This is a genomic window from Ohtaekwangia sp. (assembly GCF_036786105.1).
GTDB lineage: Bacteria > Bacteroidota > Bacteroidia > Cytophagales > Cyclobacteriaceae > Ohtaekwangia.
The window spans coordinates 40705-65715 of record NZ_DAIQRQ010000025.1 but is presented as its reverse complement, the minus strand read 5'-3'; the positions used below and the strand labels follow the sequence as shown (position 1 = coordinate 65715).

The window sequence follows — 25011 nt, the reverse complement described above, 5'->3', positions numbered from 1 at the left end:
CACCACGCTGAACGCTACGTATACCCCAAGTGCAGCTGAAGTTACCGCGGGTACAGTAACACTGACCTTGACCACTTCAGGTCCATGTTCAACACTTACTGACAATGTAATTATAACCATAAACCAGGCGGCGACTGCAAATGCTGGTCCGGATCAAACGATCTGTGCGGGTACAGTAACATTGGCTGGAACAGTGGGAGGGGCTGCAACCAGTGGCACATGGAGTGGAGGAACCGGAACATTTACACCTAACAATACAACGCTCAATGCCACCTATACACCAAGTGCGGCAGAGATAACCGCCGGTACAGTAACATTAACGCTTACAACTAATGATCCAACTGGTCCATGTGCTGCAGCAACGGACAATATAACAATCACCATCAGTCCGGCAGCAACTGCTAACGCTGGTTCCGATCAAACGATCTGTGCCGGTAGTACAGTAACCTTAGCAGGTACTGTAGGCGGTTCAGCTACTGGCGGTACCTGGAGTGGCGGTACCGGTACATTTGCACCGAACAGCACAACTCTAAATGCTACATATACACCAAGTGCAGCCGAAGTTACCGCGGGTACAGTAACCCTGACTTTGACAGCATCAGGTCCATGCGCCACGGTAACAGATAATGTAACGATTACAATCAGTCCTGCCGCTACAGCTAATGCCGGTCCTGATCAAACGATCTGTGCAGGCAGCACGGTAACACTGGCAGGTACCATTGGGGGTTCAGCAACAAGCGGTACCTGGAGCGGTGGCACTGGAACATTCTCACCGAACAATACAACTTTAAATGCAGTGTACACCCCAAGCGCAGCTGAAGTTACAGCGGGTACACTAACACTGACCTTGACAACCACCGGCCCATGCGCAGCGGTAACTGATAATGTAACGATCACAATCAGTCCTGCCGCTACGGCTAATGCCGGAACAGATCAAACAATTTGTGTAGGGGAAACGGTAACCTTAGCAGGAACGATCGGCGGTTCAGCAACCAGTGGAACCTGGAGTGGTGGCACCGGTACATTCTCTCCAAACAGCACTACCCTGAATGCAGTCTACACACCAAGTGCAGCCGAAGTTACAGCCGGCACAGTAACGTTAATATTGACTACTGATGATCCTACGGGCGCTTGTACAGCCGCCAGCGACAACATTACCATAACAATCAGCCCTTCGGCAATTGCGAATGCAGGCCCGGACCAAACAGTTTGTGCTGGTAACACGGTGACTTTGGCTGGAGCCGTAAGTGGTTCTGCAACCAGCGGCACTTGGAGTGGTGGTACCGGAACATTTACTCCTAATAATACTACGCTCAATGCTACCTATACTCCAAGTGCTGCAGAGATAACTGCTGGCACAGTAACACTGACGCTAACAACGGATGATCCTGCAGGTTCATGTACCGCAGGTTCAGATGATGTTGTAATAACACTCACGCCGGCGCCTTCAGCGTCCAGTGCAGGACCTGATCAAACGGTTTGTGGACCTGCAACGCTGGCTGCGAATACGCCGGCAACAGGTACAGGAGCGTGGTCAGTAGTGAGTGGTACGGGTGGAACATTTGGTGATACTACTGACCCGGCAACAACATTCTCTGGTACAGGAGGAACTACATACGTGCTTCGCTGGACAATCAGCAATGGAACGTGTACTCCGACCACTGATGATGTTTCCATTACTTTTGATATCAACACACCGACAACTGCTGATGCAGGCCCTGATCAGGCTATATGCACAACGTCTACCGTATTGGCTGCCAATACGGCCGTAGTAGGTACCGGTTCTTGGACAGTCGTAAGCGGCACAGGTGGTACATTTACTGATATAAATAGCCCTACATCTGGTTTTAGTGGTACGGCTGGAACAACCTATGTATTACAGTGGTCTATTAGTACTGGCGGAAGTTGCGTACCGAGCACGGATAATGTGACAATAGCATTTGAGGCAGCGCCATCAACGGCTGCGGCAGGTACCGATCAAACCTTGTGTGCTACTACAACAACATTGGCTGCTACAGCACCGACAATAGGTACTGGAACCTGGACAATCGTAAGTGGTACAGGTGGAAGCTTCACTGATTCAGCTGATCCAGCAACAACTTTTGCAGGTACTGCAGGCCAGACGTATGTGTTACAATGGACTGTAGCGAACTCATGCGGTTCTACAAATGATCAGGTAACAATTCAATTCGAGCAAACTCCGACAGTAGCAAATGCAGGCCCCGATCAAACCGGAGTTTGTGGTACAGCTACATTGGCGGCCAATACTCCAACCGTTGGAACAGGAGCCTGGACAATCGTGAGCGGCACAGGCGGAGCTTTTGGAGATGCTACAAGCCCAAGCTCAACGTTCACAGGTACAGCAGGCTCTACCTATGTACTGCGTTGGACTATTACGAGCGGATCTTGTACGGCAAGTTCAGATGATGTCTCTATTACATTTGATATAAACACTCCAACTACAGCGAACGCTGGTGCGGATCAAACCGTGTGTGGTACATCAGCAACACTGACTGCGAATGCAGCAGTGGTTGGTATGGGAACATGGTCAATTGTAAGTGGTGCAGGAAGCTTCATTGATATTAATGATCCAGCCACGACATTCACAGGCACAGCGGGTACAGTATCTGTATTGCGCTGGACGATTACCAGCACTTGCGGTAGCACAACCGATGATGTTCAGATAACATTGGATCAGGCTCCGACTGTAGCCGATGCAGGTCCGGATCAAACTGGAATTTGTGGCCCTGCTACATTGGCAGCCAATACTCCAACCGTTGGAACAGGAGCCTGGACAATCGTAAGTGGTACAGGTGGAACCTTTGGTAATGTGGCAAGCCCAACTTCGACATTCTCTGGTACAGGAGGAACAACCTATGTATTGCGCTGGACGATCAGCAATGGATCATGTACTGCCAGTACGGATGATGTGAGCATTACCTTTGATATCAATACACCTACTACAGCGAACGCAGGTCCTGACCAGGCGCTCTGTGGAGCAACAACAACAACATTAGCTGGTAACACTCCAGTGGTAGGAACAGGTACCTGGACTGTGATAACTGGAACTGGTGGTATATTTACTGATAACACAAGTCCGACAACTGCTTTCGCAGGAACAGCAGGGACAACCTACGTATTACGCTGGACCATTAGCAATGGTGCAGCTTGTACACCAAGTACAGACGATGTGACCATTGCCTTTGAAGTAGCACCTACAACGGCTGATGCTGGTACAGATCAGGCATTATGTGCCACCACAACAACGTTGGCTGGTAATACGCCAACATCCGGAACTGGTCTGTGGACCGTGGTGAGTGGTACGGGCGGCAGCTTTGTAGACGCAACAATTCCTACAACAGACTTTACAGGTACATCCGGGCAGACGTATGTACTGCAATGGACGATCACGAATTCATGTGGTTCTACTAACGACCAGGTAACCATTCAACTCGATCAGACTCCTTCAATTGCCAATGCAGGTACTGATCAAACAGGCGTATGTGGTCCGGCCACACTGGCAGCCAATACACCTGCGGTTGGTACAGGTGCTTGGACGATTGTAAGCGGAACAGGCGGAAGCTTCAGTGACACTACTGTACCGAATGCCGTATTTTCAGGTACAGGAGGCAGTACTTACGTAGTGCGCTGGACAATCAGCAATGGAACCTGTGCAGCAAGTTCAGATGATGTTTCAATAACCTTTGATGTCAACAGCCCTACAGTGGCCGATGCAGGTCCTGACCAGGCGCTCTGTGCAACTACTGCTACCCTGGCTGCAAACACAGCTGTAGTAGGTACAGGAAAATGGACCGTTGTAAGTGGAACAGGGGGTAGCTTCGTGGATGATACTAATCCAACAACAAACTTCAGTGGTACAGCGGGTACAGCCTATATATTAGCCTGGACAATCAGCAATGGCGGAAGCTGTACACCGAGCAGTGATAATGTACAGATCGCATTTGATGTAGCTCCGACTGCAGCAACAGCCGGTTCTGACCAAACACTCTGCGCTACAACGGCCACGCTGGCGGCAAACGCTCCAACTTCAGGAACAGGTACCTGGACAATTGTAAGTGGTACAGGAGGAAGCTTCACAGACGTGAATGATCCAGCAACAGCTTTTGCAGGTACAGCGGGTCAGACCTACGTATTACAATGGACCATTGCCAACGCTTGTGGTTCTACAAACGATCAGGTAACAATAAAGCTTGACGCAGCTCCGACCACAGCGAATGCCGGACCGGATCAAGGATTGTGCGGCGTGTTCACAACAACACTGGCAGCCAATACTCCAACCGTTGGAACGGGTGTATGGGTAATTGTGAACGGCACAGGTGGTGTTGTTATTACGCCAGGTAACCCTACATCTCAGTTTGTAGGTGTGGCTGGTAATGCTTATACACTTCGCTGGATTATAACAAACGGCTCTTGTACGCCAAGCTTTGACGATGTAACGATTAACTTCTCTGCATCTCCTGCAGTAACAAGTCCTATCACTGTTTGCGTGAACAGTTCAGCGCCAACGCTTACAGCAGCAGCTACAGGAGCTACTAACTTCAAATGGTATCTGGTAAGTGGCGCGACAAGAACCTTGTTGGCCACAACAACTACCGGAAGCTTTACCCCAGGTGCTGAGCTAAACCTCACAACACCGGGAACAGTAACATACGAAGTAACAGCAGTATATAGCTGTGGTGAAAGTCCTGCATCACAGATTGTAGTAAATGTGTCCAACACCGGATCTTGTAGTGGTGGTTCTGGAAATTGTGCAACGGTGAAAATTACGCCACGTCCTCATCCGGCAACTTGCACATTGTCGAATGGTTCGGTAACATTTACGATCAATCCCTTAGTGCCAGCTGTTAATAAGTATGGTGTAATCATCAAGATAGATGGTGTGTCAAGCACCAACTTGTTGATATCGAGAACAAACTATAATGATACAAGCTTTGTAAACCTGCCAATGGGTACATATAAGTACTCCATTGTGTATGGAGATTCTTCTGTGACTTGTATTAAGCCTGGTACCTTTACAATAGACCAGTCGGGCACAGTAGGTACACCGGTTGCTTCGAATATAGTTCAGCCGGTTTGCGCTGGCTCTGCAACAGGAGCATTGACACTTGATGTAGCAGGGGAGACGGGTAATTTGTTAGAGTGGTCATTGGATGGTGTAAACTGGAATTCGTTTACGGCAGGAAGTCAGATTACAGGTATACCTGCTGGTGCCGCACCTACGTATGAGCGAGTGATAAGCGTAAGAAGAAACTCTTCTGATCCTTGTAATGCAGCTGTAACCATTGTGCTCAAAGATGCTAATTCTGCGATAACTGCCACCTTTGATATAACATCGTCAACCTGCAATGGAAATGATGGCGCGATCAAAAATATAGTTGCAAGCGGTGGCGCTGGTGGACCATACGAGTTCTCAATTGACGGAACGAACTTCCAGACAACAAATGAGTTCCTGGCAATTGCAGGAGGTTCATATACACTTGCAGTTCGTGATAACGTTGGTTGTGAACAAGACTTCACTGCCAATGTAACTTTCCCTGGCTTTGTTGATTTCACAATTACTCCGGTTAATGCAGTTTGTGCTAATAATGGTGAAAGTGGAAAATTGATTGTTCGATTTGCAAATGCGGGTACATATCAACTTGGCCTTAGTGCAGATATGTCTGCAGAGCCTACGAAATATGAAACGTATACAACGTTTGATCCTCTCAACGATGTGCCGTTTACATTTGACTCGCTGTCTAGGGGTACATACTATGTTTTTGTAAAAAGCTCTGCAGCTTTGTGTGCGACTCGTAAAGTATTTACGATTGATGGTGTTTATGCAATTGGCTTTGAGATTACTCCAACATGTGTAAATAATGAAGTATCAATTTCATTGACGAATATTCATGGAGATCCTGATTCTCCGTTGGAAATTGTGGTGTATAAGAAGTTGACGGATGTTATAATAACAACAATTCCACGACAATTCCCTACAACAGGAAGTATAGAATTGGATTATGCCACATATCCGTTCCTGCAACTTCCAGATGAATATCAAATACGGATCAATCAGGTGTCATCGACATCATTCTGTCAGTTATCATCTGATTTAGTAGACTATAGAGTGAATACGCATCTCTCTGCTCAGGTAGGAACTACAAGCAAATCATACCCAGATATTTTTAACGGTAAAATGCAGGTGACGAATTTCTCTGGAGGATTGGTGCCATATGAGATACGCATCGAACTTGACTCTGCTTCAGTACCTGGCCAGTCTTATCAAACAGATTGGGAAGACGTGTTGCTAAACAGCAACCTGCAGTATGAGAAGAACTATACCAATGTTCCTGCCGGACGGTATAAAGTACAGGTAATGGATTCTACAGGATGTTCAATCGAGATTGTTGGACGTGTGCCGCTTGATACAGACATCTTTATACCAAACATCTTTACCCCGAATGCTGACGGTGCGAACGATGTGTTCTTTATTCGTAACCTGCCTGATGCAGATGCTAAACTGGTAATAACAGACCGTTGGGGTAAGCAGGTTTACTCGACCAACAGCTACCAGAACAACTGGGATGCACAAGGTGTGTCGGATGGTATATATTATTACCGATTGAAAGTAGCTGATAGCTCACCGATCACAGGCTGGGTGGAAGTATTACGCGGAGCGAAGCCTTAAGAATAAATCAGTAACTTGAAATAAAAAATCCCCGGAGCTTCCGGGGATTTTTGTTTTACAGAAGAATAAATTTAATCGGGCAATGAAGTGAGAAACTTCAGCGTATTTACCTGATCAGCATAATCCCATAACGCAGGGCGTTGTGTTTGTCCGAAGGAAACTGTTGCAGGTGAAGTGTTGCCTCCTATACATTGGATCTTCTCAGCAGCGGCATTCAGTTTTTCAGTCAATTCGTTTTGATCTTTATAGGTTTCGTAATACACAACTGAAATGGGAGAAACCATTTTGGCGTTTTGGTGCAGCATAACAAAACCATTGTCAAGGAAAGGTATTCCGTTTACCAGCATGATCGACTTCTGGTAGTCGTAGTTATTGCAATACTTGTGATGATGGATGATGGGTTGATAGGATTCCCAGCTTTCAAAGAGCTTGTCGAATATATACCCTTCCGGTACGAACAGCTTTGAGATATTGCGGCAACCGAGTCCGAAGTAACTGAATACATCTGTGCCTAAGGCATGTAATTCTTCTTTCGTTTCGACCCCTGAAAGTATAGCAACTGAAGTTCTGTTTTTGCGAATGATGTGTGGATACTTGCCAAAGTAGTAGTCGAAGTAGCGCGCCGAGTTATCGCTGCCTGTAGCAATAACTGCATCAAAGTTTTTTAGCTGTTCTGCCAATTCTATTTTCGTACGAAAGGCAGGCTCTATTTCAAAGAGCTCTTGGAGAATAAATTTCAACAGCACAGAATCTTTCGAGCTTAACTTCACCACGGCCGTATGCCCGCTAATGAGTACTGCGAGGAGGTCATGAAAACCAACCAAGGGAATATTGCCAGCCATAACAATGGCGACTCGCTTTGGCTTTACTTCGAAGTTATAAGGAGAAGTCCACTGCTGAAGTTTATCCTTTTGCAGGAAAGAGATAACACCGTCTACAGCCATACGAACGTTATCTTTGGTAAACCATGGATTTTCGCGCGCTGCCTGCTCGCATAATGATTGGAATTCAGTTGAATTTAAATCGCGCAGTAACTGCCCCAGAGCACTGAGGGCATTTATTCTTACATGTACAGTCATTCGTAGTAAACTTTTATAGCGATGCGACCGTTTTATGGTCTGATTCGATTATTTTTGTATTGGTAAACGGACCAAAATTATATAAAGCATGGCAATAATTATTACGGACGAATGTATCAACTGTGGTGCATGCGAACCGGAATGCCCCAACACGGCGATCTATGAAGGCGGCCGCGAATGGAATTGGGCCGGGGGCACTAAACTTGAAAAAGTAGAATTGGAAGACGGCTCAGCTGTTGACGCCAAATCGGCTCAAACACCTGTTTCCAATGAATTTTATTATATCGTTCCGGGAAAATGTACGGAATGTACAGGTTTCCACGAAGAGCCGCAGTGTGCTGCGGTATGTCCGGTAGATTGTTGTGTACCTGATCCGGATTACGTAGAAACAAAAGAAGAGCTTCTTGCCAAGAAAGCCTGGCTGCACCAGGAAGTAGAAGCTTAATTATAGTTACCAGTTATCCGTTAATTGTTAATCGTGAAGGGGATTATCCTAAAGCGAATAACGATTAACGGATAACTTTTTATGTTCCCGTGGCTGGTAGCCAGAACCTGCAGCCAATTCTCACCGCATCTTCGCCCGCTTGATCAGGTAAGTTTGCAGCACCACATCAAAGTCACTTCGAACATCGGCTTCGATAAAGTCAATCTTATACTGGTTGCAACGCATTTTTAACGCCCTGTGAAACTGCTCTGCTTCCTGTCGATATGATTGCTTGATGTCGGAAGGATTCAATTTTAGCTTATCACCCGTTTCGAGGTCAATAAATTCCATCGGGCGATCTTCAAAGTTGAAGAGCAGCTCCGTCTGATTATCCATCACATGAAATACAATCACTTCATGCTTATTGTGCTTCAGGTGTTGGAGCGCTTTGAAGAGATCATCGGTGCTTTCAGCAGAATCAAACATGTCGCTGAAAATAATGACCAGTGATCGCTTGTGAATCTTCTCGGCAATCTCATGCAACACCTGGGCTACCTGCGTTTTTGACTGAACAGGTTTACGATCTTCCAGTTGATTCAACAACCGAAGAATTTTATCGAGATGTGTGGGTGAAGATTTTACCGGTGTAAGCTCATGAACCGTATCAGAGAAAAGGCACAGACCGACAGCATCACGTTGTCTGTTCAATAAATAGGAGAGGGCGGCCGATGCATATTTAGCAAAGCGGATCTTAGCTTTCGATTCGACCGGATAAAACATAGAAGCAGATACATCCAGTGCTATCAGGCAGCGAAGGTTGGTTTCTTCCTCATATCTTTTTGTAAATAACCGGTCAGTTCTTGCATATACTTTCCAGTCGATGTGTCGTATACTCTCGCCCTCATTATAGAGCCGATGTTCTGCGAATTCAACCGAAAAACCATGATATGGCGACTTGTGGAGCCCTGTTATAAAGCCTTCGACAAGCTGGTGTGCGAGCAATTCCAGGCTGCTGTTTTGAGTAATTTGGGTGAGGTCTGCCTTCACGTATTTGGAAAAGCCGAATATTGTTGATTATTTGGACATAGTAAAGCTTTATTTTCTATTCCAAATGGGCTTTATAAATAATATAAACCGAAATCGTTAACGAAATAGTATTTGGTTAGTTTGGAATAAATAACCAAAGTACTAACTTAGTTGGAACCAAACTTTGACCTAACCCTAAAACTGAAGGATTGTGGAAGAGAACAAGACAAACGGCAGAGACGAAATTTACTCCGCGAAAGTAAAGGCCGGTAAGAGAACGTACTTCTTTGATGTGAAATCGACCCGTTCGAATGATTATTATCTCACGATAACGGAGAGCAAGAAACGTTTTAAGGAAGATGGATTCTCGTATGAGAAACACAAGATATTCTTGTACAAAGAAGACTTTAACAAGTTTCTGGAAGCATTGACCAATACCGTGAATCACGTGAAGCATGAACTTATGCCGAATGTGGACTTCAGTCAGTTTGATCACATGCATGAACACGAAGCAGCAGAGGAACCAGCAGAAGCAGCATCGAAGCCTTCAACACTGGACACCGAGCTGAAGTGGGACTGACTTTTTTACCTAACCCAACCTATACCTAGAGTTGAAAGCCTTTAATCATTTAGAGGCTTTCTTTTTTTGCCAAATTTTTTCATCCCTTTCTTCACTCGCTTTCAGCGATATACTGTCGCCATGTCCCGTCATTGATTGGCAGAAAGTATACTCTGTGGTTACATTCACTGTTTAGTGGTTATTTAATTCATATAAATAGTAACCCCTTTCGAGGTAATCGTTATTTTTATCATAGCGTTTAATGCTTACTTTCGAAGTTTAAAACCTGAATACTATTGAGATGAAATTCTACTACCTGGTCAGGGTTAGCATTGCTTTATTGTTATTTGTTTCTCCTGTTTGTCTCTTTGCTGCATCACCAACCGTTTCAGGGGTCTTCATGACCGGGGTGATGAAGAATGGACATACGCTCACCATCAACTATACTTACAGCGATGCCGATGGAGATGCCGAATCGGGTACGACTTTCCAATGGTACAGATACGATGATGAATTCGGATCCAACCCTCAGCCTATTGCTGCTGCCACCGGAACAACCTATATACTTACGGCTGCAGATGTTGGTAAACATATAGGCTGTATTATTACCCCACGCGATAATACGGGTGCAGTAGGCTCAGCTTCAACGTTCCAGCCCTGGAATGCGGCAAACCCCAATCGTGTATTGGCGAACACCACAAGCTGTTTAAAAGCTGACGGAGTGGGTGTACCGATTCCTGGTAACCTGGTGTTGAATCCTTCCTTTTTATGCTCGCCACGCTCACTGGATTGGCAGGTGGAGTTCACCGGTATCAATTACAGTCTGGTAAACAATCTACCTCCCCGCATTCTCATCATTTGGGGAGATGGAAATAGTCAAACGGTGGCACCCACACTTCAGAATCCGCAGGAAACCAACATGGCGAAGCAGATTTGGAGAGCAGTTGTTTCGCATACGTTCGACTACGATGCAGGCAGTGCACCCTCTACCACTCCGAATGGACGATGCACATACATAATGCGTGCAACGTGGGGGCTAGGCACATACGCAGGAACCGGTATAGCCGGAGTAACAAGCTGTGCTGCCCAGGGCGATCAGGCGCAATTATTCACGGTTTGGGACACAGAAGATAACGGAGCCTTAGGAAGACTGGATATAGAGAAAGGCCCGGCCAGTGCAGGTATACAGGCAAACCCACCTGCGCCACTTCCTGCTTCAGGCGAGAACATTAACATTTGTGAAAAAGATACCAGCCCGATTCAACTGGTTGATAACTCCGATTTCAACTGTACGCCAGCTCTCGAGACGTATCAACCGAATGATCAGCCGCGCTGGATCCAGTGGGTATATGGTGTAACCGGATCGAACGTTACTACCGGGCCTGGTGCCACCGAAAAGATTATCATCAACGGTGTTGGTTATGATGCTTCTCAATTTCCGGTGTATGGTAAAGTATTATATCAACCGGCATCAACGCTCGCGCCACTGCCTGCCATAACGGATAATATTCAAATGCCCACATCAGGTTTGCCCGGCCAGCAGTTCTACGTAATGATGCGCAGCTGGAATGTGTGTAATACTTTTGACAGAAATACCAGCGATGGCAATGGTTACAATCCTTCGCAGTCGCAGGCACCCTCACCGGCACCGCTGAACTTTGATATACGTGGTCCCGGAGGTAATTTTCAAACACAGCCGGATATCGCTATCAACACTGCTCCATTCTATGCGAATGCTACACCGGTAACAACACAATATACCATCACGATTGTTGACTCGCCCGATCCTCCGGTTATTGCAGACAAGGAAATATGTTATAATGGAAACAGAACGCTTACGGTGGCTCCGGTTGTAGCAGGGCTTACCTATAACTGGTATCTGACACAAGCGAATGCGCTGGCCGGTACATCTTCCGTAGCGACCAATGCATCGTTCACACCTGATGGAAGTGCGGCGCAATCTCCGGTGGGAAGTATACAGAGTTACTGGGCCACGGCTTCGGTAGTATATCCCAGCAGTGGCAACATTACTTGCGTGAGCGACCCCGAAGAAGTTGTACTTACGCGCAGAAGTGACATCAGCGCCATGCCGGGAGCGATTAATGGTGATGTAGATATATGTGTAAATTCACTGGAGGTATATTCGGTGGCGGCACTTCCGGCCACAGAAACCGTAGGGGGTGCTACACAGTATGTATGGTCTGTTTCTAACACCACCGCCCAGATCATTTCAGTAAGTGCCGATACACGTTCTGTTACGGTGCAGACTTTCGGTACTACCGGCACATTCAATCTTATTGTAAGACGTGAATTTGTTAATGCGCCCGGATGCGGGTCAACACCTCGCGCCAGAACCATTACTGTTAGAGCGACCCCTACCGCCAACATAACTCCGGCTGTATTGAATATATGTGCAGGAGAAACCCCTACACTTGATGGCAACCCTTCCAATCCTTTTGGAACGATCGTCTCACATAGCTGGACAGGCACCGATGTAGCGCTTGTACTGGATGATCCTTCGAGCCAGACGCCAGCAATATTAGGTACAGCACCTGCGGGCACCTATACATTTACCTATACAGTTACCAACTCCATTGGCTGTACAGGATCAGACAATATAACTATTACTATAACGCCAGGTATAGGTGCTATCAATGCAGGCACACCGCAGAACTTGTGTTTCTCGGCACCGCCATTGGTTACTACATTAAATGCTGATCCTCCGCCGGTAGGAACAGGCGCGTGGAGTTATGTGAGTGGTCCGGATAATACACCGACCTTTAGTAATGCCTCCGCCTACAATTCGGGAGTAACGGTTGACAATCCCGGAGTATATGTATTTCGCTGGACGATTACGAGCGGATCGTGCACGGCTTCTTCTACGGTACAGATTGATTTTGGAAGAACACCCAACCAACCGACTGCAAACAATGTATCGTTTTGCGGGTTAACCGGAGCGTTAAGCGGCAGTGCCCCGACTTTTGAAACGGGTACATGGACAATGTTGTCGGGGCCAGCGGGAGGGACTCTTGCATTTGCTGATGATACATCGCCTACATCGGGCGTGACTGCGAATAAATATGGATCGTACCAGGTTCAATGGGAATTTAGCAGTGGTTCCGGTACAGGTGCATGTGCGCCACGTACTACTACAGCTGCAGTTGTATTCAACGAAGCTGGTATAGCCACTGTGCCTGCGGATTTTATAACATGCGTTGATCAAACTCTTCTTGCTCCCATTACACTTACCGGTGCTACAGTTACCGGTGGTTCCACACAAGGGCGATGGGAAGTTGCTGCAGGCTCCGGTACATTTACCAGTAACAATGCTAATCCCGGAGCTGCGCATCCGGCGGCCAATACTGATGATCAATACAAACCAACCGCTGCAGATTTTGCTGCCGGCATGGTACAACTACGCTTTGTAGCGCTTGACCCGGATGGTGCCGGTCCTTGTGCCAATGTGCCAAGCGCGATGAATCTCAAGATCACCTTCGATCAAAAGCCAGCCAACGCAAATGCAGGTGCCGACTTTGCAATCTGCGAAGGCGAGACAGCAACACTGGCGGCCACAGCAGTAAACAACGCAGGAGTAGGTACATGGTCGCCTGCAACGGGAGTTACCGATATACATGATGCCGGTACTACGGTGACCGGATTAACCACCACGACTATATTTACCTGGACTGTGAAAAGTGCACTTGGTAATCTGGCCACACCTCCCAACGGATCGTGCGCTGCCACTACCGATAATATTACAGTAACCGTTCATCCTTTACCGGCAGCATCAGACCCAGCACCAGGTGATCTGTGCGAAACAGTTGCCGGAACATTAACAGCAACGAACGTTACTCTTTCCGTATATAATGATGATGTGATTGGTACAGCAAACGCGGCTGATCGCACGGTGAAATGGTATGCCACTGCGTTCGATCAGGTGAACGATATAAATCCGATTACCAGCATCGATGTGCATAACAATGACAAGCTCTACATACGTGTTATTGATAACACAACAGCACCGCTTAACTGCGACAACCTGCAGGAAGTAAACTTCACGGTAAATCCTAAACCAGTAGTAGCAGCGCAAAGCTTTTACTATTGCGAAGTAGCGCCCGCTGGAACAGGAAGGGTAGATGATATAGACCTGACGTTGGCATCAGTAGGAGATGCTATCACCACGTTAGCTGTAGCAGACAGAACGATCACTTGGCACGCATCTCAACTGGATGCAGAATCGAATGTAAACCCGATTGCTTCTCCGAATGATGTTGATATTACTACCAACACGATTGTCTACGCACGCGTGCAAAATGTACACACAGCGTGTTTCAATGTTGCCGAGATTAATCTGATCATAAAACCGCTGCCGAATGATCCGGTCATTACCGGTAAAGCTGATCCCTGCAAGAGTGGATCGGAACTGTATCGTGTAGGTCAGATTCCGGGCGCAGTATACACCTGGTCGTATCCACCATCTTTCCAGTACCTGGGGGGTGGCGGTGCCAATGACTTTTATATATTGTTAAGTTTTCCCAATGCTATAGCCGATGACATATCGGTTAAAGTGTCTGTTAATGGTTGTGAGAGTAATGTCGTTACGAAGACAATCACCGTATCTGATGATCCGCAGGGATATACCATTGTTCCACCCAGTGTGGATATATGTGAGAATGGTATATATGAATTCAAAGTATCACCTAATAATACAGGAAGCTCAACCTATAACTGGCAAGTGTTAAAACAAAGCACAGGGTTAGCAGGTGGAGGTATTGTAGCCGATGGTCAGACAACGGGTATAGTACAAATACAGTTTTTCAGCGAGGATGTGTTTGTGAAGGTAACAGAGAGCAATGCCTCCGGCTGTACAGGGCCGCCTACACAAATACCTGTGGCTGTGAATAAACGTCCGTTGATAGATAATCTCACCACGTCAATATGCAGTGGTGATGTAACGGGTGTAGTGTTGAAGGAGAATGCGTCAAGCCCGGTGGCAGCTACAACCTTTAATGTACAAGTGCCTTCCGTACTTCCGGGCATTTTACCGATAAGTGGCCCTACACAGGGCGTACTGGGTCCTAATGGTATTGCAAACGACAGCTATAAAAATCAAACTATCGCACAGACCCTGTCACTGCTATACCGCGTGAAGCCGATCAGTGCCGTGGGATGCGAAGGAGAAGAAAAGAGTGTAACCGTTGATATCAAGGCAGAACCTGTCATGGACATTGGTCTTGGTAAAGCAGTATGCAGTGATGCACCCATTGAAGTTACGCTTAAGTCGGCTATTGGATTTTTCCCGGCAGACAAATTTGTGATTGAATCTATCGTATATAATCCCGCTGTACTCACACCGCTTGACCCGCTGCCCGTAACGGGGACACTTACGCTGTATGACCCGAATATAATTTACTCACACCGCTGGGAGAACATTACCAGTACAAGCGCTACAGTTGCCTACAACGTTCGCCCCTATAGCTCTGTCACCGGATGCTATGGTAATCCTGCCGTACCGGTTGTGTTAACGATCCAGCCTAAACCAATGGTTACTCCGGTAACGGTGCCTCCGATCTGTAGCAGAGACGTATTGGATATTTCACTCACATCCGTAAACATCAGCAACGCCACGTATATCTCGACAGTATACCAGGTAAATGGAAATATAACCGGAGCTACAGGATCAACCACCAACAAGATTACCGACAAACTGATTAACAACAGCCTGTCGCTGGGATCGGTGGTATATGAAGTGCGCGCTACCAATCCTTCGTCCACGCCTGTGTGCAGTGGTCCCCCGGAATATATAACGGTAAATGTACGGCCATCACCAGACATTATAACTCCCATCAGTCTTTCTTCATGTTCTGATGGTTATGGAGGAAATACGGTTGTAAAAGATCTTACTGCACTGAACACACAGGTGAGCACGGAAGCAGGCGTAACTTACACCTGGTTCACCAATGAAAATGATTTCACCAACTCGCAAATTTCTCCGGCGCAGACGACAGCCTATACATTGACAGATGATATACCGGTATTTGTACGTGTGTTGAATCCATCCGCTTCCAGCGGATGTTTTAAGGATGCCAGGGTAACGTACGATGTAAAACCAAAGCCTCAACTGACGGCCGATCCTGTTGAGACGAATGATACACGATTCAACATTACCTGTAATGGATTGGCCAACGGGCAAGTAGTAGTGTCTGCACAATACGGAACCAATCACACGTTCAGTAAAGATGGCACCACCTTCGTGCCCACAGTGTTGTTCACAAACCTCGCAGCCGGTAACTATACTATATATACCCGCAATGCAGAAGGATGCGAAGATTCTGCACCGATTACCTTGCTTCAACCTGACCCCATCGTTCCGGGTACTCCGACTGTAACCGATGTAAGTTGTTTTAACGATCCTGCGCCCGATGGTGTTATTCAGATAACCGCTACGGGCGGTACATCCATGGCGGGTGGCGATCCGTTGAACTTCTCTTTGTTACAGGATTCCAACGCTCCGTACGATGCCGTGAATCACCAATTTACCGGCCTGCGCGCTACAACCTATACCGTGCGCATTGAAGACAAGAACAACTGTACCAAGTTCGTATCGAATATCGTGGTGAAGCAGCCAAACGATATATCTTTTGCTATCGACATTACATCCGATTACAACGGTTATGATGTGAGCTGTGCCGGACAATCCGATGGAGAGATCAGTGTAGATATAGCCCATATCACCGGTGGGAATCCCGGATATACCTATGTGCTGGATCAGGACCCGCTGAACCTTACCGGGCAAACCGATGGAAGCTTCGAAGGATTATCAGCGAATGTACTCTATACCATTACTGTAACCGATACAAAAGGTTGCCGGAAAACATCATTGCCGGAATTGTTGATCGATCCGATTCCATTGTTTGCTGGCGTGATTGGATTCGATAAAGATATATGCGAAGGTGCAGACCCTTCAGCATTCCAGGAACTGACACAACCTTTCGGCGGTATAGGAAACTACGTATACCGTTGGGAGCAGTCGGTCGATAACATCAGCTTTACACCGGCAGCGGGTGTTAACAATATGCCTGTATATGATCCTCCGGCACTCACAGACTTAACGTATTATCGAAGAGTAGTAGCATCCGGAACATGTGCTGAAGATATATCGGATGTTGTGAAAGTTACCGTACATGATTTGCCAACGGCAACGCTAAGTGCTCCGGGCGAAGTATGTGAGAATGGATTCTTTACACTTGATTTCCAATTTACCGGACAAGCGCCTTACAACTTTGATTATACTGATGGCACGTCCACGTTTAGTTTAGTGGGTGGTGATGACCGACCGGTGCCGATATTGAATTACACTTCGACCAAGACTTTCACCCTTACACATCTGAAAGATTTCTACGGATGTGAACCTGCTTCTTACCCGTTACCGGTTACAGTGAAAATGATCAACATGAATACCGATTTCACCATTGCTCCGACAACGGCACAATGCAGTGGTGGAACTTATACCTTTACCTGGACGGTATACCCGGATGTTGAATATGTATGGACCTGGAATGACGGCTCCGCACAGCAAGTGATTCCGGCAATAGCCAGTCCGGCTACACCGGTAGTGCAGCAGGTAACACACGATTTTACCAGTGCCAACGTGGGGGGTAATACTGTGCTGCCGGTTACATTGACCGCGCGCAGTACTACAGTAGCAGCATGTATAAAAGAGTCGCCTGCACAGAACATTACGGTATACCCGACTATATATATCAATGCAGTGGCCGATAAGAACGCGATCTGCAGTGGTGAGAGCGTTAGGTTTGTCAATACAACGATAGGTGGAACTTCACATCGCTGGTTCTATCGAATGCAGGGGAATGCAACAGAAGTTCGCGAGGAACGTATCTTTTCAACACCATCATCACAGGAATACACCCTGGTGAACAACACAACGCAGACGGTGGTGTATGAAATTGTATACCAGGTGAGCAACGGTTTCTGCTCGGCAGAATTGGTTATGCCGGTAACCGTATATCGTGGTATGATGGCTGATTTCAATACCACAGGCATTACACTCTATACCGGTGGTGTTGCTTATGCCGATTTTCAGGATACATCGTTGCCCGCAAATGACGGTGACTTCAGCTATACCTGGGAGTTTGGTACGGCATCATCGCCTGCTATATTTGATGGTTATACTCCGCCGCAGGTCAGCTATACTTCGATTGGCGATAAAGATATACGCCTGGTAGTGACCAACAAGGTGGCACAAGCTGCAGGACTATCATGTCTTAAAGACAAGACCGTTACGATTCAGATAATACTTCCTCCACTCGCGGCAGATTTTAGTTATACACCACAAGCGGCCTGCTTCCCAACCAACATCACGATCACTGACAACCGCGCGACTGGCGATATATATGAATGGACGCTGAAAGATAAAGCAGGTAACACATTGGTAGTGTCCAATGAGGTAAAGCCGGTATTTAAAGTATCGGGCCCCGGAGAGTATGTGATCTTCCTGAAAACTACCAATTCCATAACAGGTCAGTCGGCACAATCGGATAACAGGAACACACCAATCCAGATTATGGATCCGCCATTCGCAGCATTTGAGGTAGTGCCCGATACGATCGTTTATGTGCCGGATGATAAAGGTATACAGATGCGCAACAATTCTCTGCGCGCCAATCATTACTATTGGGATTTCAACGATGGAGAAACTTCAATCGAATTTCAACCGGAGCATTATTATAAGACCGAAGGTAATTATACCATTATGCTGGCTGCTGCCTATAACTTTGGTCCGAAAGACTTCGATGGTGATGGTATAAAAGATGGTGACCTTGTTTGCTACGATACGGCTACGCAGGTGGTGATAGGCAAGAAGGGTGGACGTGTAAAGATACCGAATGCTTTTACGCCCGATACGTCCGGGCCGAATGGTGGATATAGTGACGGACTTTTCAATGATGTATTCCGTCCGATCATGGAAGGTGTGCAGGAATTTCAGATGCAGATATACGATCGCTGGGGCAACCTGCTTTTTGAAAGTAAAGACAAGGGCCAGGGATGGGATGGCTACGACAAAAACGGCCGGCTATTGCCGGCAGGTGTATATGTATACAAGATCACGATGCGCTTATCTGATGAGCAACGAACAACACAAGTAGGGGACGTAACACTGATCCGATGATGCAGACTATATACAAGATGAAACGATGGATGAGCGTTGCCGTGCTGATACTGGTAGCGTGGGGAGCAGCCGTTGCACAAGACCCGCAGTTCTCGCAATACTATCAGGCTCCGCTGTACCTGAATCCGGGCTTTGCCGGTATTACACCACAGCAGCGACTGGCTATGAACTATCGCATACAATGGCCAAGCTTACCAAAGGCATTTACTACTTACGCTGCATCATACGATATGTTTGTGGAGGAGCTGCGCAGTGGTTTCGGATTTTTAGTAACTACGGATCGCATGGGCACAGCCGGATGGCGTACCACCACGGCTGGATTGCTATATTCATACAAAGTAAAGCTCACGCAGAACATCGTGTTTTCTCCCGGACTATATTTTGGATATGGTACCAACGGTATAGACCGAACCAAAGTGCGATTGGGTAAAGATTTGGATGTAGAGTACGATCAGCCCGGATCATCGCTCGATCCGGATGTAGCGCGTCTTGGCAATGCTTCTTATTTTGATTTCGGATCAGGCTTTCTTATATACTCCAAGAGCTTGTGGCTGGGTGCGGCCTTCTCGCACATGAATCAACCCAGTATATCCGTGTTGAATGAAGCGAGTCGCTTGCCGATGAAGACCACCATTCATGCAGGCGCCAAACTTAACCTGAGCAGCGGCCCTCGTAATGGATCGCGGCCATCATACCTCACGCCATCGTTCATTTACCGCATGCAGGGAAAATCATTTTCCCAACTGGATCTCGGTGTAAATTATCATATCGACCCGGTGTCGGTGGGAGTTTGGTATAGGGGCAAACCGTTCCAGCAATCGATTAACAATTCCATTCAGCAGGATGCACTCATCCTTACACTGGGACTATATTTCAGCCAGTTCTCGGTAGGGTATAGTTATGACTTTACCATTTCGCAGATGGGAACAGCTTCAGGAGGGGCACACGAAATATCAATCATTTACGAATTCAACTCGAAGCCGCGCCAGCGCAGTGATAAACGGAAGTATAAACTGATACCGTGCCCTACTTTCAACAGCAAAGACGGGTTCTGGAACTGATGAAGTTATACATGTATATCCATAAAAAAGGATCGGGTGAGCAGTTGATCCTTTTTTGTTTGATAAAATTATAGTGGCTAGAAGAAACCTCTACTTTGCCCCGCCGCGGTTTCTGACATTTGCTCTGCATGTTCTTTCCCGAGGTATTTGTCGATCAGCGTATGACCAAAATATATCAGGGGTGTAAGAAGAATTGCTACAGTGAATTTATAGATATAGTTTGTGATACCGATGGCTATAATTTGCTTGTTTGAGAACGTTCCCGAGAATGCGATATAAAGAACAACAAAACTATCTACGAACTGCGACACCAGCGTAGAGCCGGTAGCGCGAAGCCAGAGATACTTGCTGCCGGTAACATTTCGCAGCTTGTGAAAAACAAATACATCTACCAGCTGGCTAATGATAAAAGCTGTGAGCGACGCAATGATGATGCGTTGCCCTTGCCCGAATATTTTACCAAATGCATAATCGATATTCAGGGTGTTGCCTTGCGGATCTTTACTATAGGCACTGATCCACCAATCAGCAGGCGGAAGATGTATTGTGAGAAAGATGACCAGGAATGCGTATGCTATCAGGATAGCCGTCAGGTAACTGATTCGTTTTACGCCCGGTTTACCAAAGTATTCGTTGATAAGATCGGTGGTGATGAAAACAGCCGGCCAGATTACCACGCCTGCAGTCAGGTTGAAATCCATAGTAAGGCCGAGAATATTGAGGTGCGCAGGCTGCAGTCCCACCGTAGCTTCGGCCGAGAATATCTTGGCTCCCAGTATTTCGGCGAGCAGCGTGTTTGTAACAAATATTCCCGTAAGAATGAGAAAAAGGCGGTTGCGTTTTTGTTCGAGTGTAGGTTGCATAGATATATACTATTCCTGTAACTTAAATTCTTCACCTTCCAGCGCCAGGTGCGTATTCGCGAAGATCGGCTTGGCTTCTTCCAATATAGGCGTTAAATCTTTATAGCGGGCGGAGAAATGGCCAAGCAGAAGTTTGCTTACACCTGCCAGCGTGGCCAGCTGTGCAGCCTGTGCGGCAGTGCTGTGCAATGTATCACGCGCTTTCAATATTTCATCGTTGGCAAAGGTAGCTTCGTGATATAGCATGTCGATGCCACGGATCTGATCTGCTATTGTTTCCTGGAATGCTGTATCAGAACAATAGGCATAACTCCGAGACTTGCGTGGCGAAAGCGTAAGGTCGGTATTTTTATAAAGTATATTTCCCTGTTCATCCACAACATCGTCACCGCGTTTCAATGAAGCTATTTGTTGAATGAGCAAACCTTCAGGCAAACGCGTTTTGTCGATGCGTCTTGGTTTGGGTTTTTCCCGAAAGAGAAATCCCGAGCAGCGTATCTTGTGTTGCAGCGGAATTGTCTCCACCGTCAGTGCATCGTCTTCGAATATAATTTTTCGTTCACCCTTCTCCAGGCGATGAAAGATGATTTTGAAAGAAGGAGAGGAGCGCGAATATCGCAGTTGCGTGGTGATGATCTCATCGAGCCCGCGATGACTATATATATGCAGGTCGTTCGTTCTGCGTTGCAAATGCATGGTGAAGATCAGGCCCATCAGGCCCAGGTAATGATCGCCATGCAAGTGACTGATGAAGATATGACCGATGCGATGGTGGCTGATGTCCAGCCGCATGAGCTGCATCTGCGCACCTTCACCACAGTCTACCAGAAAATGCCGGTTCTGTATTTCAACCAACTGTGCAGAAGGATGGCGTCCATAAGCAGGCATGGCACCACTTGAACCTAGTATCGTAACTTTAAAGCTCATGTTTTAGCACAGAAATAAAAAGACCAAAACCCGGAGGAGCTTTGGTCATACTTGATAATGTTTTTTACCTGGTTATTGTTCACCACTCTTGAGATCTTTTTCGATCTCGTGCATATATACTGCATCGATCGCTTCTTCTGCAGTGGGCAGAATATTCAATACGCTGTCGAGTTGTGATATTTTGATAAGTTTCATGGTGTGTTCGGAAAGCGAAGCCAGCACAAAGATGCCGCCATCTTCCTGCATAATCCGGTTGCCCACGAGCAAAGCGCTCAGGCCGGAGGAGTCGGTATATTTTACGTCCGACAGATCGAGTATAATGTTCTTCATACCTTCAGCATGAAGTGTAATCAACTCAGATTTCAGACCGGGCGCCACGCTGGAGTCCAACTTCTCTTCATGCAACTTCAGCATGCAGTACTTCTCTTGCTTGTCGATCGTATATTTCATCTTGCTATATAATTTTCTGGGATGGGTACGAGACCGTCTTTTATTTAAAATTCCTAGATTTTCTGACTTTCCAAGTTAACGGAATTTATTGAATTGAGAATGCTTTGCTCAATTCTTTGGGTAATTCCTGAATAGTCTACCGGAGGCAGTGCTTCCCCCCGCACCAGTTGATAAAGTTCTTTGTAACGGGCCGAGATGGAGCTCACGATCTCATCTGTCATTTCGGGCACCTGCTGGCCATCCTTTCCCTGGAAGCCATTTTCGATCAGCCATTGCCGCACAAACTCTTTGGAAAGTTGCTTCTGCGGTTCTCCCGCCTGCTGGCGGGCCGCGTAGCCATCCGCATAAAAATAGCGTGACGAATCGGGCGTATGCACTTCATCGATCAGGTAAATCGTGTCGTTGTGTTTGCCAAATTCATACTTGGTATCTACCAGAATAAGGCCGCGTTCGGCAGCAAGCTCAGTGCCTTTTTTGAAAAGCCTGAAGGTATATTCTTCCAGTGTATTATAGTCGCTTTCGCTTACAATGCCGCGCTTCAGAATTTCTTCGCGCGATATATCTTCATCGTGGCCTACATGTGCCTTGGTTGTGGGGGTAATAATAGGCTGGGGGAGTTTGTCGTTTTCCTTTAGGCCTTCGGGCAGCGGAACACCGCAGAGCGTGCGCTTGCCGGCTTTATACTCGCGCCACGCGTGGCCAGCCAGGTAGCCGCGCACCACCATCTCTACAGCAAAGGGCTCACACTTAAAACCGATGGTAACATTCGGATCGGGCGTAGCCATTACCCAATTGGGCACCAGGTGTTTGGTAGCCTGCAGATTAAAGGCAGCAATCTGGTTCAATACCCTTCCTTTATCTGGAATAGCGCGGGGCAGAATCACATCAAAAGCTGAAATACGGTCGCTGGCAACCATCGCCATACGGTCTCCGAAATAATAAACATCACGGACTTTGCCTTTGTAGAACCCTGTCTGGCCGGGGAATTTGAAGTTGGTTTCCTTGATTGCCTGCATACGCTTGGAATAGTCGCCGGCAAATTAACGAAAGAAATCGGGAGTTCGGAATACCGTTATACGTTAACCGTTGATTGAAAATACTTCCCTCATGGCTTTACGGTTTTTATGAGGCTCCCAACCCGATAGGTGGTGGTGCTGATCAGTTTGCCCTCTTCATCGTATTCCTTCCAGTCTTTGTTCTTTTTATCAGCAGCATACTCGCCCTGTTCTTTAATGCGACCGTTGGGGAAGTAGGCTGTGTACAAGCCTTGCTTGCGACTGGAGCGATATAAGGTTAGTGACTCTAAAGTGCCACTTTCATAATAGGTCTTGACGGGACCGGCAAGCAGATCGAACTTCCAGGTTTCTTCGCGCTGTATCTTACCGGAAGGGAAATAGGTATAGCGCAAGCCTCCGAGCTTACCATTCTCGTAAGTCTCTTTTATATGCACCGTTTTACCGTTTTCGAAATAGGTGATCCAAAGGCCATGCGGTTTTTCATTCCTGAATTTCTTTACGGATTGCAGGGCACCGTTTTCGGCCAGTGCCTCTACCGTTGCGTCGATGCCATTCGAAGCCACCTGTTCTTTTACTTTCACTTTTCCGGAAGGATAGTATTCATAGTTGGTGCCCGTCTTCTTGCCGGCTTTGTACTTGAAGCGATGTTGTATAGCACCATCGGCGAAGTAGCCCGTATTATCGCCATGAAGTTTGCCGGCCAGAAAACTTCCCTCTACAATCAGATGCCCTTCCCGATCATAGGTTTTGAATTGGCCATTACGTGAACCTTCGTCCATAGTGGACACGGTTTCAAGCTGACCGTTGGGATAGTAATTTTTATAGAAGCCGGTAAGTATACCTTCTTTATAGTTGGCTTCCGTTTCTACTTTGCCGTCTTCGTAAAAGGTGCGTGTAATGCCGTTGGGTTTTCCATCCTTGTAAGTTATCTCTTTCTTGATCTTGCCTGTGGCATAAAATTCTTTTACCAGTCCTTCCGGTTTACCTTTTACAAAGTAAGTTTCACTTTTCAGATTGCCGTTGTCGAAGTAATATTGAATGCTGTCGGTGAGCTTATCGTTTTGATAGTAGGCTTTCTGTACAGGTTTACCTTCTTCGTTAAAAACTTCTACAGGGCCATGACGCATGCCGTTTACGAAGTGAAGCTTGCGCGCAAGTTTGCCGTTCTCATGATACTCGGTAAAGAGTCCCGACTTCACACCATCGTCAAAATTACCTTCTACCATCACGTTACCATTCTCGTAATAGCGCAGGTATTTACCGATAATTTTCTGATCGTCTTCTTTCGAGGCAGTATATACTTCCTGGATGTGTTTCTGCTGCTGATCGTAATAAGTTCTTACTTCTTTCTGGGCGAAGGCTGCAAGCGGAAATATCACCAGAAGTGGTACGGTAAATCTCATGGAGAATGAACGTTGTTTCAGATTTGAAAATTATGCATTTTTAACGATCAATTGATGGCGTTATTTTAACTCGTTGTTTTGTTATTTATGGATGAGAAGGAGAAGTTCTATTTAGATCAAAAGCTAAAGCTCAATGTTGAAATTTTGAAAATATTATCGGTTGCTATTCTTGCTGCTATTACGGGTGTGCTCTCCTTAATTGTTCAGCAGTCACCCGGAGTATTGACAGGGAAATCGATGATGCTGATGTTTTTCGGATTTGTGTTTGTTGTGATCTTCTCCATTTTAGCTATCTTTGTTTATCGTGACAATTTGAAGATGTTAA

At 46.6% G+C, this 25011-nt stretch carries 13 protein-coding genes; 6 read left to right on the top strand and 7 right to left on the bottom strand.

Features of this window, described 5'->3' with window-relative positions; all coding sequences use genetic code 11:
* The first annotated feature begins 67 nt into the window (after positions 1–67).
* Positions 68–6688 carry a gliding motility-associated C-terminal domain-containing protein gene (locus V7Q33_RS12470; protein ID WP_333820039.1) on the top strand — a complete coding sequence of 2207 codons (6621 nt, stop codon included), beginning with the start codon at positions 68–70 and terminating at the stop codon, positions 6686–6688.
* Positions 6689–6759: 71 nt separating this feature from the next.
* Here the strand turns inward: V7Q33_RS12470 and V7Q33_RS12465 are convergent, their stop codons facing one another.
* Entirely contained in the window at positions 6760–7767 is a 1008-nt protein-coding gene (locus tag V7Q33_RS12465) for an acyl-CoA reductase (protein WP_333820038.1), read from the bottom strand.
* An 88-nt stretch (positions 7768–7855) separates the two neighbouring features.
* On the opposite strand from V7Q33_RS12465, the gene V7Q33_RS12460 reads away from it, so the two are divergent.
* Positions 7856–8212 (top strand): 4Fe-4S binding protein, encoded by a 357-nt coding sequence (locus tag V7Q33_RS12460; RefSeq protein WP_331979455.1) that lies wholly within the window; start codon positions 7856–7858, stop codon positions 8210–8212.
* A 120-nt stretch (positions 8213–8332) separates the two neighbouring features.
* Here V7Q33_RS12460 and V7Q33_RS12455 read toward each other — a convergent pair whose 3' ends face one another.
* Entirely contained in the window at positions 8333–9238 is a 906-nt protein-coding gene (locus tag V7Q33_RS12455) for a DUF58 domain-containing protein (protein ID WP_333820037.1), read from the bottom strand.
* A gap of 190 nt (positions 9239–9428) precedes the next feature.
* Here V7Q33_RS12455 and V7Q33_RS12450 point away from each other — a divergent pair, with 190 nt between their 5' ends.
* The 3 genes from V7Q33_RS12450 (at position 9429) to V7Q33_RS12440 (ending at position 20027) form a co-directional block, all read left to right on the top strand.
* Positions 9429–9797 (top strand): DUF3276 family protein, encoded by a 369-nt coding sequence (locus V7Q33_RS12450; RefSeq protein WP_331979459.1) that lies wholly within the window; start codon positions 9429–9431, stop codon positions 9795–9797.
* Between the two features lie 280 nt (positions 9798–10077).
* Positions 10078–18966, top strand: a complete 8889-nt coding sequence (locus V7Q33_RS12445; RefSeq protein WP_333820036.1) for a PKD-like domain-containing protein — start codon at positions 10078–10080, stop codon at positions 18964–18966.
* A complete protein-coding gene (locus tag V7Q33_RS12440) occupies positions 18963–20027 on the top strand; it encodes a PorP/SprF family type IX secretion system membrane protein (RefSeq protein ID WP_333820035.1) in 1065 nt (354 codons plus the stop codon). The genes V7Q33_RS12445 and V7Q33_RS12440 overlap by 4 nt, the downstream gene beginning before the upstream one ends.
* A 77-nt stretch (positions 20028–20104) precedes the next feature.
* Here the strand turns inward: V7Q33_RS12440 and V7Q33_RS12435 are convergent, their stop codons facing one another.
* From V7Q33_RS12435 to V7Q33_RS12415, 5 genes are all read right to left on the bottom strand, one after another.
* Positions 20105–20890 (bottom strand): queuosine precursor transporter, encoded by a 786-nt coding sequence (locus V7Q33_RS12435; protein WP_331979465.1) that lies wholly within the window; start codon positions 20888–20890, stop codon positions 20105–20107.
* A 9-nt stretch (positions 20891–20899) separates the two neighbouring features.
* The gene (locus tag V7Q33_RS12430) at positions 20900–21817 is read right to left on the bottom strand and encodes a ribonuclease Z (RefSeq protein ID WP_331979467.1); all 918 of its coding nucleotides are present in this window, start codon (positions 21815–21817) and stop codon (positions 20900–20902) included.
* A 72-nt stretch (positions 21818–21889) separates the two neighbouring features.
* On the bottom strand, positions 21890–22267 hold the full coding sequence (locus tag V7Q33_RS12425) for an STAS domain-containing protein (RefSeq protein ID WP_331979469.1): 378 nt from the start codon (positions 22265–22267) through the stop codon (positions 21890–21892).
* Positions 22268–22320: 53 nt separating this feature from the next.
* The gene (locus V7Q33_RS12420; RefSeq protein ID WP_333820034.1) at positions 22321–23283 is read right to left on the bottom strand and encodes a phosphoribosylaminoimidazolesuccinocarboxamide synthase; all 963 of its coding nucleotides are present in this window, start codon (positions 23281–23283) and stop codon (positions 22321–22323) included.
* 89 nt (positions 23284–23372) lie between these two features.
* Complete coding sequence (locus tag V7Q33_RS12415) at positions 23373–24686, bottom strand: toxin-antitoxin system YwqK family antitoxin (RefSeq protein WP_331979472.1); 1314 nt, start codon at positions 24684–24686, stop codon at positions 23373–23375.
* A gap of 87 nt (positions 24687–24773) precedes the next feature.
* Between V7Q33_RS12415 and V7Q33_RS12410 the strand changes: the two genes are divergently transcribed.
* Positions 24774–25011 (top strand): hypothetical protein (locus V7Q33_RS12410; RefSeq protein ID WP_333820033.1); only part of this gene is annotated, 238 nt, incomplete at its 3' end.

What these genes read in the sequence shown, in the direction of transcription:
- V7Q33_RS12465 (WP_333820038.1), bottom strand. Translation starts at nt 7,767, where the DNA reads ATGACTGTACATGTAAGAATAAATGCCCTCAGTGCTCTGGGGCAGTTA.
- V7Q33_RS12460 (WP_331979455.1), top strand. Translation starts at nt 7,856, where the DNA reads ATGGCAATAATTATTACGGACGAATGTATCAACTGTGGTGCATGCGAA.
- V7Q33_RS12445 (WP_333820036.1), top strand. Translation starts at nt 10,078, where the DNA reads ATGAAATTCTACTACCTGGTCAGGGTTAGCATTGCTTTATTGTTATTT.
- V7Q33_RS12440 (WP_333820035.1), top strand. Translation starts at nt 18,963, where the DNA reads ATGATGCAGACTATATACAAGATGAAACGATGGATGAGCGTTGCCGTG.
- V7Q33_RS12435 (WP_331979465.1), bottom strand. Translation starts at nt 20,890, where the DNA reads ATGCAACCTACACTCGAACAAAAACGCAACCGCCTTTTTCTCATTCTT.
- V7Q33_RS12430 (WP_331979467.1), bottom strand. Translation starts at nt 21,817, where the DNA reads ATGAGCTTTAAAGTTACGATACTAGGTTCAAGTGGTGCCATGCCTGCT.
- V7Q33_RS12425 (WP_331979469.1), bottom strand. Translation starts at nt 22,267, where the DNA reads ATGAAATATACGATCGACAAGCAAGAGAAGTACTGCATGCTGAAGTTG.
- V7Q33_RS12420 (WP_333820034.1), bottom strand. Translation starts at nt 23,283, where the DNA reads ATGCAGGCAATCAAGGAAACCAACTTCAAATTCCCCGGCCAGACAGGG.
- V7Q33_RS12415 (WP_331979472.1), bottom strand. Translation starts at nt 24,686, where the DNA reads ATGAGATTTACCGTACCACTTCTGGTGATATTTCCGCTTGCAGCCTTC.